The organism is Streptomyces sp. ADI95-17, from assembly GCF_003846175.1.
Lineage (GTDB): Bacteria > Actinomycetota > Actinomycetes > Streptomycetales > Streptomycetaceae > Streptomyces > Streptomyces sanglieri.
The window spans coordinates 867,697-876,851 of the sequence record NZ_ML123044.1 but is presented as its reverse complement, the minus strand read 5'-3'; the positions used below and the strand labels follow the sequence as shown (position 1 = coordinate 876,851).

At 70.6% G+C, this 9,155-nt stretch carries 6 protein-coding genes; 1 reads left to right on the top strand and 5 read right to left on the bottom strand.

Annotated features, from left to right (window positions below; all coding sequences use genetic code 11):
* Nucleotides 1-33: 33 nt before the first annotated feature.
* From EES42_RS03765 to EES42_RS03750, 4 genes are all read right to left on the bottom strand, one after another.
* Entirely contained in the window at nt 34-1,512 is a 1,479-nt protein-coding gene (locus EES42_RS03765; protein ID WP_241196229.1) for a catalase, read from the bottom strand.
* Nucleotides 1,513-1,671: 159 nt separating this feature from the next.
* Nucleotides 1,672-3,576, bottom strand: a complete 1,905-nt coding sequence (locus EES42_RS03760) for a SpoIIE family protein phosphatase (RefSeq protein ID WP_124716641.1) — start codon at nt 3,574-3,576, stop codon at nt 1,672-1,674.
* 371 nt (nt 3,577-3,947) lie between these two features.
* Complete coding sequence (locus EES42_RS03755) at nt 3,948-4,646, bottom strand: cytidylyl-2-hydroxypropylphosphonate hydrolase (RefSeq protein ID WP_124716640.1); 699 nt, start codon at nt 4,644-4,646, stop codon at nt 3,948-3,950.
* 59 nt (nt 4,647-4,705) lie between these two features.
* Complete coding sequence (locus tag EES42_RS03750; protein WP_124716639.1) at nt 4,706-6,130, bottom strand: class II fumarate hydratase; 1,425 nt, start codon at nt 6,128-6,130, stop codon at nt 4,706-4,708.
* Nucleotides 6,131-6,236: 106 nt separating this feature from the next.
* Between EES42_RS03750 and EES42_RS03745 the strand changes: the two genes are divergently transcribed.
* On the top strand, nt 6,237-7,766 hold the full coding sequence (locus EES42_RS03745) for a ricin-type beta-trefoil lectin domain protein (protein WP_124716638.1): 1,530 nt from the start codon (nt 6,237-6,239) through the stop codon (nt 7,764-7,766).
* Between the two features lie 62 nt (nt 7,767-7,828).
* On the opposite strand, the gene EES42_RS03740 is transcribed toward EES42_RS03745, so the two are convergent.
* Nucleotides 7,829-9,130, bottom strand: a complete 1,302-nt coding sequence (locus EES42_RS03740; protein ID WP_124716637.1) for a M18 family aminopeptidase — start codon at nt 9,128-9,130, stop codon at nt 7,829-7,831.
* Nucleotides 9,131-9,155: the final 25 nt, after the last annotated feature.

Below are 9,155 nucleotides of genomic sequence, written 5' to 3'. Positions count from 1 at the left end.
CCCCTGAGCCCTTTCCCGTACGTACCGGCGGTGTCAGCCGCCGTTGACCTTCTTGGCGATCCGGTCGCCGAGGTCCTTGTCCACGTTGCGCCAGTACTGCAGCGCGCGCTCCAGGACCGGGGCGCTCACCCCGTCGAGGAGATGGCCGGAAATGTTCGACACCAGCCGGTCGCGGGCCGAGTCGTCCAGGACCTTGCGCACCATCGTGCCCGCCTGGCCCCAGTCGTCGTCCTCGCTGTGCAGCTTGTACGCCTCGTGGACCATCTCGCCCGCCGTGGCCCAGCCGGCCGGGTCGCCGTAGCGCGCGGTGTCCGCCGCCGGACCGCCGTACGAGTTCGGCGCGTAGACCGCTCCGGTACGGGACGGCTCGTACCGCATGGGGCCGTCCTTCGCGTACGAGTTCCGGCCGAACCGCGGGCGGTTCGGGGGCAGCTGCGCGTAGTTCGGGCCGATCCGGTACCGGTGGGTGTCGGGGTACGAGAAGAGCCGGCCGAGCAGCATCTTGTCGGGCGACGGACCGATGCCGGGCACCAGGTTCGACGGCTCGAAGGACGCCTGTTCGATGTGGACGAAGAAGTCCTCCGGGTTCTCGTTCAGCGTCATCCGGCCGACCTCGATCTCCGGGTAGTCGCCGTGCGGCCACACCTTCGTCAGGTCGAACGGGTTGAACCGGTAGTCCGGTGCGTCGTCGAACGGCATGACCTGGATGTACAGCGTCCAGCTCGGGTGGTCACCGCGCTTGATCGCCTCGAACAGGTCGCGGCGGTGGACGTCGCCGTCCACACCGGCCATCCGGTCGGCCTCGTCCTGCGTGTAGAAGTCGATGCCCTGGTCGGTCTTGAAGCGGTACTTCACCCAGAACCGCTCGCCGCCCGCGTTCACCCACATATAGGTGTGCGAGCTGTAGCCGTTCATGTTGCGGTACGTCTTCGGGATGCCCCGGTCGCCCATCAGCCACGTCACCATGTGCGCGGACTCGGGGGACAGGGTCCAGAAGTCCCACTGCATGTCGTGGTCGCGCACCGCGCTGTCCGGGCGCCGCTTCTGCGAGCGGATGAAGTCCTGGAACTTCATCGGGTCACGTACGAAGAAGACCGGCGTGTTGTTGCCGACCATGTCGTAGTTGCCCTGCTCGGTGTAGAACTTCAGGGCGAAACCGCGGGGGTCCCGCCAGGTGTCCGGGGAGCCCTGCTCACCGGCGACGGTGGAGAAGCGGGCCAGCATGGCGGTCTGCTTGCCCGGCTGGAACATGTCGGCCTTGGTGAACTGGCTGACGTCATTGGTCACCTTGAAGGTGCCGTACGCGCCGGATCCCTTGGCGTGGACCACTCGTTCGGGAACCCGTTCACGGTTGAACTGGGCCATCTTCTCAATGAGGTAGTGGTCCTGGAGCAGGATCGGTCCGTCGGCTCCGACAGTGAGCGAGTGTTCATCGCTCTCCACCGGGATTCCGGCGTTGTTCGTGGTGTACGGGGTGTTCTGAGTCTTGGGGGTATGCAATTCCTCGGACACGAGCGTCCTCCCGTCGGTGGGGGTTTTCGGTCAGGCCGTCTCGTTCACGACTGAAGTCAAACCCGCCGACAGGAGGTCGGCAACATTTCGCTACCGTGCGTACAGGGCTCTGCCCCGCGCCCGTCCCGTACGCATTCGCCGTGCCCTTCGCCGGTCGTGCTACTGGCTCCGGGACGGCATCTCGAACCAGACCACCTTGCCGGTCGACAGGCGCGTCGCCCCCCACCGTCTGGCCAGCCGGTTCACCAGGAACAGGCCGCGCCCGCCCTCGTCCATGTCACGCGCCCGGCGCTGCCGGGGCAGCTGCGGGGAGTCGTCGCCGACCTCGCAGCGCAGGATGTCGGTGCGCAGCAGCCGCAGCGTCACCGGCCGTTCCGCGTAACGCACCGCGTTGGTCACCACCTCGCTGACCAGCAGCTCCACCGAGTCGGAGAGATCGTCGAGCCCCCAGCGGCTGAGCGCGCGGCGGGCCAGCCTGCGGGCCCGGCCCGGCGCGGTCTCCTCCGGTTCCAGGTGCCAGTACGCGACATCGCTCGGCGCGATCCCGTCGAACCGGGCGGCGAGCAGCGCGATGTCGTCGTCCCGGTCGCCCGGACCGAGCATGTCCAGCACGTCGTCGCAGAGCGCCTCCAGCGGCGGCGAGTGGTCCGGGCCGGTCAGCCGGGCGGTGGCGGCGAGCCGTTCACGCAGCTGCTCGATCCCGGTCCACACGTCCCGGAGCCGGGACTCGACCAGGCCGTCGGTGTACAGCAGCAGCGTGGCGCCCGCGGGCGCGTCCAGCTCGACGGCCTCGAAGTCCACCCCGCCGACCCCGATCGGGGCGCCGGGCGGCACCCGCAGGACCTCGGCGCGGCCGCCCAGATGGAGCAGGACGGGCGGCGGATGCCCGGCGTTGGCAATGGTGATCCGGTGCGCGACCGGGTCGTACACCGCGTACAGGCAGGTCGCCATGCGGTCGCTGCCGAGCCGCTGGGCCTGCTCGTCGAGGTGGTGCAGCACCTCCTGCGGCGGCAGGTCGAGCCCGGCGAGGGTCTGCGCGGTGGTGCGCAGCTGGCCCATGATCGCCGCGGAGGTCATGGAGTGGCCCATGACGTCGCCGACGACCAGGGCGACCCGGCTGCCGGGCAGCGGGATCGCGTCGTACCAGTCGCCGCCGACCCGGGCCGTCTCGGCGGCCGGCAGATAGCGGGAGGCGAGCCGGACGCCGGTCGGCTGCGGCAGCGAGTCGGGCAGCATGGTGCGCTGGAGCTCGTCGGCGATGTACGCCTCGCGCCCGTACAGCACGGCCTTGTCGATGCCGAGCGCGGTGTGCGTCGCCAGCTGGGCGGCGACCAGCAGGTCGTTGGACTCGAAGGGCGGCCGCTCCGTCCCGCGCAGGAAGACGGCGGCACCGATCACCCGCCGCCGTCCGCGCAGCGGGGCGAGGATCGCACGGTGTCCGGTGGGTACGGTCCGGCCGGCGCCGAGCAGCTCGGGCAGCGCGGCACGGGCCGCCGCGGAGTCCCCGAAGACCGGCCGCACCCCGCGCAGCACCTCGGCCAGCGCGCCGCCGGAGCGGACCTCGCACAGCTCCGCCGCCGGTGTCAGATCGCCGTGCGGATCGATGACGGGCAGCCGCAGCCGCTCGGTCTCCGACGGGCTGTCCGTCTCCTCCTCGCTCAGCCGCAGCCGGTCGGACCGGCGCAGCCGCAGCACGAAGGGGGAGACCGGCCGCTCGTCACCGACCGGGAGCGGGTCGCGGAGGTAGACCAGTATGGCGTCGGAGAACGTCGGCACACTGGCCCGGCACAGGCCCAGCACGATCTCGTCCAGGTCTATGCCGCGGGCGATCCGCCGGGTGGCGGCCCCGACGAAACGCAGCCGGTCGCCCTCGCGACGGGCCGCGGCCTGCGGGTCGAGTCCTGCGGGGCCGGCTGCCGGCCCCGGAGCCGCGGCCGGGCCGGGGATCGCGGCGGTGGCAGGGGAAACGGCCGACGCGGCGTCCTGCTGCCGCGGCCGGGTGCGTTCCTGCGACCGGGCCGCGAGAGGCTGCCGGCCTTCGTGGGAGGTGGGGTGCTCCGTCACGCGTGGGGTTCCGTCCGTCCGGGCCGGTTGTATGAGGCAGTCACCTCGTGGGGCGTTACTGTGCCCCGGCAATCGCGGCGATAACAACGGCTGTCACCGGATGCCCCGGAACGAGGGGCTGAAACCGGATGCCTGTGGGGTTGGCCGGTGACAACGTTTCCGGCGACGGGGCGGGCAACAGCGAGCACGTCTCCACCCCCTCGTAGTGGTTCATACGATTCATACGACTGATGTGGCTCATACAGCTCATGCAGTGCGCGGTGCTCGTGCGATGACTTGTGGTCAGGTCGGGTGCCGAGCCTCCCGGTTGGGGTGGCACGGCACTCCGGAGGACGATCCTACGTTTGTCCCCCTGGGGTGCATCAAGGGTCTCACGACGGCGTATACGAGGGGGTGTGGTCCCAGTCATCCGGAAGCGCGGGAACTCGCCATTGTGGATCGGGCCGCCAGTTCTCCCAGCCGTCCCGGAACGGAGCACCCCACTCCTCGATCAGCCCGACGGCCGCCCGGCCCGCCTCCCGCACCCGCCGCGCGGTCTCCGGGGTCATCAGACCGGCCCGCTGCGCCATGGCGAACTCGTCCTCGTCGCGCCAGACCCAGCTGCGGTCCGGGTAGACGGAGATGTCGAGAAAGTGATCCTCGGAATCGACGCCGCCCTGCCAGCGGGTGTGCGGTTCCTCCAGATTCACGTACCAGTTGTGGAACTGCCAGCCCGGCTCCCAGAACAGCCAGACCGACCACGGCTCACCGGACCGGGCGAGCTTCAGCACACCGTTTCCCAGCCAGGTGGAGCGGGCGGTGGTGCGCGGGGCGGTGTAGCGGGTGGCGAGCGGCTCGGCATGCACGTCCCGGCCACTCGCCAGCACCGGCTTCACACACTCGGTGCCGGGCGCCACCCACACCGCGAGCAGTTCGTCGGTGTCCTGGACGACGGTGACGGGACGGCAGATGTGGAACGGATCCGGCCCGCCCCCGGACACCCCGGCCCCGGCCGGCGTGCCGTTGCGGCGGTAGCGCCACAGGATCTGATCACCCGGCGCCCAGTGCTCGATGTCTCCGGTACCTGCCATGGACGGATCTTAGGGCCTGCTGGTCCCGGGGGCCGCCGCCCCCGGGACCGCGACGCAGCTCAAGGGCGGGTCATGCGCAGTACGTCGAGTGCTTCGTCGAGCTGTTCCACGGTGAGGTCGCCCCGTTCGACGTATCCCGAGTCCAGCACCACCTCGCGGATGGTCCGGCGTTCCGCGAGGGACTTCTTGGCGACCTTCGCGGCCTCCTCGTAGCCGATGTACTTGTTCAGCGGGGTGACGACGGACGGTGAGGACTCGGCGTACTCCCTGGCCCGTTCGACGTTGGCTGTGATTCCGTCGACCGTGCGGTCCGCGAGCAGGCGGGAGACGTTGGCCAGCAGCCGTACCGACTCCAGCAGGTTCTTCGCGATGACCGGAAGCATCACGTTCAGCTCGAAGTTGCCCGCCGCGCCCGCCGTGGCGACCGTCGTGTCGTTGCCCGTCACCTGGGCGGCGACCATCAGCACGGCCTCGGGGATGACCGGATTCACCTTTCCGGGCATGATCGACGAGCCCGGCTGGAGGTCGGGGAGGTTGATCTCGGCGAGGCCGGTGCGCGGGCCGGACGCCATCCAGCGCAGGTCGTTGGAGATCTTGGTGAGCGAGACGGCGATGGTACGGAGCTGGCCCGAGGTCTCCACGAGCCCGTCCCGCGCGCCCTGCGCCTCGAAGTGGTCGCGGGCCTCCGCCAGGGGAAGCCCGGTGGTGCGGGCGACCTCGGCGATGACGGCGGCGGAGAAGCCGGGCGGCGTGTTGATGCCGGTGCCGACGGCCGTTCCGCCCAGGGGGAGCTCGGCGAGGCGGGGGAGTGAGGCCCGCAGCCGTTCGATGCCGTACCTGATCTGTGCCGCGTAGCCGCCGAACTCCTGGCCGAGGGTGACGGGCGTGGCGTCCATCAGATGCGTACGCCCCGACTTCACCACCGTCGCGAACTCGGCGGACTTGCGCTCCAGCGCGGTCGCCAGATGGTCCAGCGCCGGGATCAGATCGCCGGTGACGGCGGCCGTCGCGGCGATGTGGATGGAGGACGGGAAGACGTCGTTGGACGACTGCGAGGCGTTGACATGGTCGTTCGGATGGACCTCGCGGCCCAGCCGTTCGGTGGCGAGGGTGGCCAGCACCTCATTGGTGTTCATGTTGGACGAGGTGCCCGACCCGGTCTGGAAGACGTCGACCGGGAACTGGTCGTCCCAGCGCCCGTCGGCCACCTCGGCGGCGGCCTCCTGGATGGCCTCGGCGATGTCCGGGTCGAGCACCTTCAGCTCGGCGTTCACCTTGGCCGCGGCCGCCTTGATCCGGGCCAGGGCCTCGATGTGGGACCGCTCAAGGTGCTGGCCGGAGACCGGGAAGTTCTCCACCGCGCGCTGCGTCTGGGCCCGCCACTTGGCCTTCGCGGGCACTCTCACCTCGCCCATCGAATCGTGCTCGACGCGGAAATCTCCGCCGCCCGCGGGGGACTGCTCGCCGGTCCGGGACTCGTCCATCTCGTTCAACCTCCTGAAAAAGTTGAGCACTTGTCTTGTTCTGTCTATTCCCAAGTCGCCTACCGACCAGTAAATACCGGGGGTAACCACAACCCGGGGAGGCGCAATGAGGCGCACCAGGCACAGACTCCGCTGTACGGTCGCGGCCGCCGCGGCCATGGCGGCGGCGATCGGCGGCATGACCGCGGCCGCCGGACCGGCCGGCGCGACGGACCGGTCCGGTACCAGCACTACCGCATCCACGCCCCTGTCGCCGGAACTGGAGGCCATCCGCGCGGCGGAGGCCACCAAGCTGTACGGCGACCCGGCCGAGCGGCCGCTCGCCGACCGCAAGACCGGGCTGATCTCGCTCGGCGACAGCGAGATCTCCGGCGAGGGCGTCGGCACGTACGAGGCCGGCACCAACGGCCCCGACAACTGGTGCCACCGCTCGCCGGACTCCGCCATCCACCGCACCGGCATCCCGGCGGACGTCACGTACAACGTCTCCTGCTCCGGCGCGTACACCGGCAACATCGTGATCGGCGGATCCAAGCAGTACTCCGACGAACTGGTGCAGAGCGACAACCTCGCCATCAAGGCCCGCAACACCCGCATCAAGATGATCGTGCTGGTGGCGGGAGCCAACGACGACCTCCAGTTCGGTCCGGTCATGACGGACTGCGTCACGCGCTGGGTGCTCTCCCAGGGCACCTGCGAGCCCAAGTACGACGGCGGCTGGCAGGCGCGCGTCGACGGACTCGTCCCCAAGGTCGAGAAGACGGTGCGCGACCTGAAGACCGTCATGTCCGGCGCCGGGTACGGCGCCGGCGACTACAAGCTCGTCGTCATGGGCTACCCGAGCCCCATCGGCCCGGACTTCTACGACAACCCGAACTTCCCCGGGAAGCTTCCCGGTGGCTGCGCCGGGTACGACTCGGACGCGGCCTGGGGCCGCAACGTGGCCGTCCCCGCCTTCGAGCGCGGCATGCGCAGGGCAGCCGCGGACACCGGAGCCGTCTATCTCGACAACTCCCGGCTCTTCCACGGCCACGAGGTGTGCAGCGAGTCCACCTGGGCCCGCGGTCTCTACATCGACCTCGGACACTTCCCGCCGGACTCCAACTCCCTGCGGCAGTCCTTCCACCCGAACGCGAGCGGCCACGGCGCCTTCGCGTCCTGCCTCACCCAGATCTACAACTCGAACCTGCGTGAGGCGAGCTGCGCCGACCCGGCGAGCACCGGAAAGCCGGTCCTGCAGACCGGGGCGTGGGACGACTCCTTCAAGCCCCTGAAGAACGAGGCGACGGGCACCTGTGTGGACGTCCCCGGCTCGGTGACCCGCAATGACACGAAGATCGGCGGCTGGGACTGCCACGGCGGCCGCAACCAGGGCTGGTGGTACGACTCCGGTACGAAGACCCTCCGTACCGCGCTGAGCCACGACCGGTGCCTGGACGTGCCGGGCGCCGACTACAAGGCCGGCGCCACGGCCATCCTGTACAACTGCTCGGGCGCGGCCAACCAGCAGTTCGTGAAGCAGTCGGGCACCCTGCGCCCGGCCGCATCGACCGGACTGTGCCTGACGCTGGCGGCGGCGAAGGACCCGCTGAAGCTCCAGAGCTGCGACGGCAGCGCTCAGCAGCGGTTCGTGTAGCAGTGCGCGGAGGTGCGGGGCGGTCTCGGCCGCCCCGCACCTCCCGGGCCCGTCGGCGCCGGTCAGCCGGACGCCACGAACGCGCCGAGCGCGGCGGCCAGATGGCCGGGGTCGTCGACCCCGCACAGCTCGCGCGCCGAGTGCATGGACAGCCCCGGCACCCCCACGTCGACCGTCTCCACACCCAGCCGGGCCGCGGTGAGCGGGCCGATCGACGTACCGCACGGCATCGCGTTGTTGGAGACGAACGGCTGCCACGGCACGCCCGCCCGCTCGCACGCCGAAGCGAACACCGCCATGCCGGTGCTGTCGGTGGCGTACCGCTGGTTGACGTTGACCTTGAGCGTGGGGCCGCCGTTGGGCAGCGGACGGTGGTCCGGGTCGTGCCGCTCCGCGTAGTTGGGGTGCACCGCGTGGGCCATGTCGGCGGAGACGCAGAAGGCCCCGGCCAGGGCGCGCGACCAGTCCTCCGGGCTGCCGCCGCGTGCCGTGACCGAGCGGCTCAGGACCCGCTCCAGCAGCGGCCCCTGCGCACCCGTCGCCGAACCGCTGCCGACCTCCTCGTGGTCGAAGGCGGCCAGCACCGGGACGTACACCGGCTCGTCGGCCGCGGTCGCCGCACTCGCCAGGGCCGTGACCCCCGCGTGCACCGAGACCAGGTTGTCCAGCCGCGCCGACACCACGAACTCCCGGTCCGCGCCCAGATATCCGGGCGGCTGGACGTCGTGGAGCATCAGGTCCCAGCCCAGCACCTCGTCCGGGTCCACCTCGGCGGCCGCCGTGACCCGGCGCAGCAGCGCCCCCTCCTCACGGTCGCCGAGCGCCCAGACCGGGGCGAGGTGGAGCTGCCGGTCGAGCGCCAGCGCCTCGTTGACCGTACGGTCCAGATGGATGGCCAACTGGGGTACCCGCAACAGCGGTTCGTCGATCTGGACCAGCCGGGACGCGACGTTGCCGCCCGGCGCGCGCACCGCGAGCCGCCCGGAGACACCCAGGTCGCGATCGAGCCAGGTGTTCAGCGGCACGCCGCCGTAGATCTCCACACCGATCTGTTGCCAGCCCGCCGACGAGGTGTCGGGAGCGGGTTTGACCCGAAGGTTCGGGGAATCGGTGTGGGCGCCGATGATCCGGAAGGGGGTGTGCGCCGGGGCCCCCTCGGGGACGTACCAGGCGATCAGCGCACCACTGCGGGCGACGAAGCTGCCGCCGGTCGTGCCCGTCCAGTCGTCCGTGTCCCGCAGTTCACGGAAGCCGGCCTTCTCCAGGCGCTGGGCGGCACTGGCCACCGCGTGGTACGGGGAGGGGCTGGTGCTGATGAAGGACAGCAGGTCGTCGGTGTGGCTGCGGTGGGGAAGCGGCGTCATCGGGCGTCCGCCTTTCCGGTGTTCG

Bases quoted from the DNA above. Each gene is read 5' to 3' on its own strand.
- EES42_RS03755 (WP_124716640.1), bottom strand. From the start codon at position 4,646: ATGGCAGGTACCGGAGACATCGAGCACTGGGCGCCGGGTGATCAGATC.
- EES42_RS03750 (WP_124716639.1), bottom strand. From the start codon at position 6,130: ATGGACGAGTCCCGGACCGGCGAGCAGTCCCCCGCGGGCGGCGGAGAT.
- EES42_RS03745 (WP_124716638.1), top strand. From the start codon at position 6,237: ATGAGGCGCACCAGGCACAGACTCCGCTGTACGGTCGCGGCCGCCGCG.
- EES42_RS03740 (WP_124716637.1), bottom strand. From the start codon at position 9,130: ATGACGCCGCTTCCCCACCGCAGCCACACCGACGACCTGCTGTCCTTC.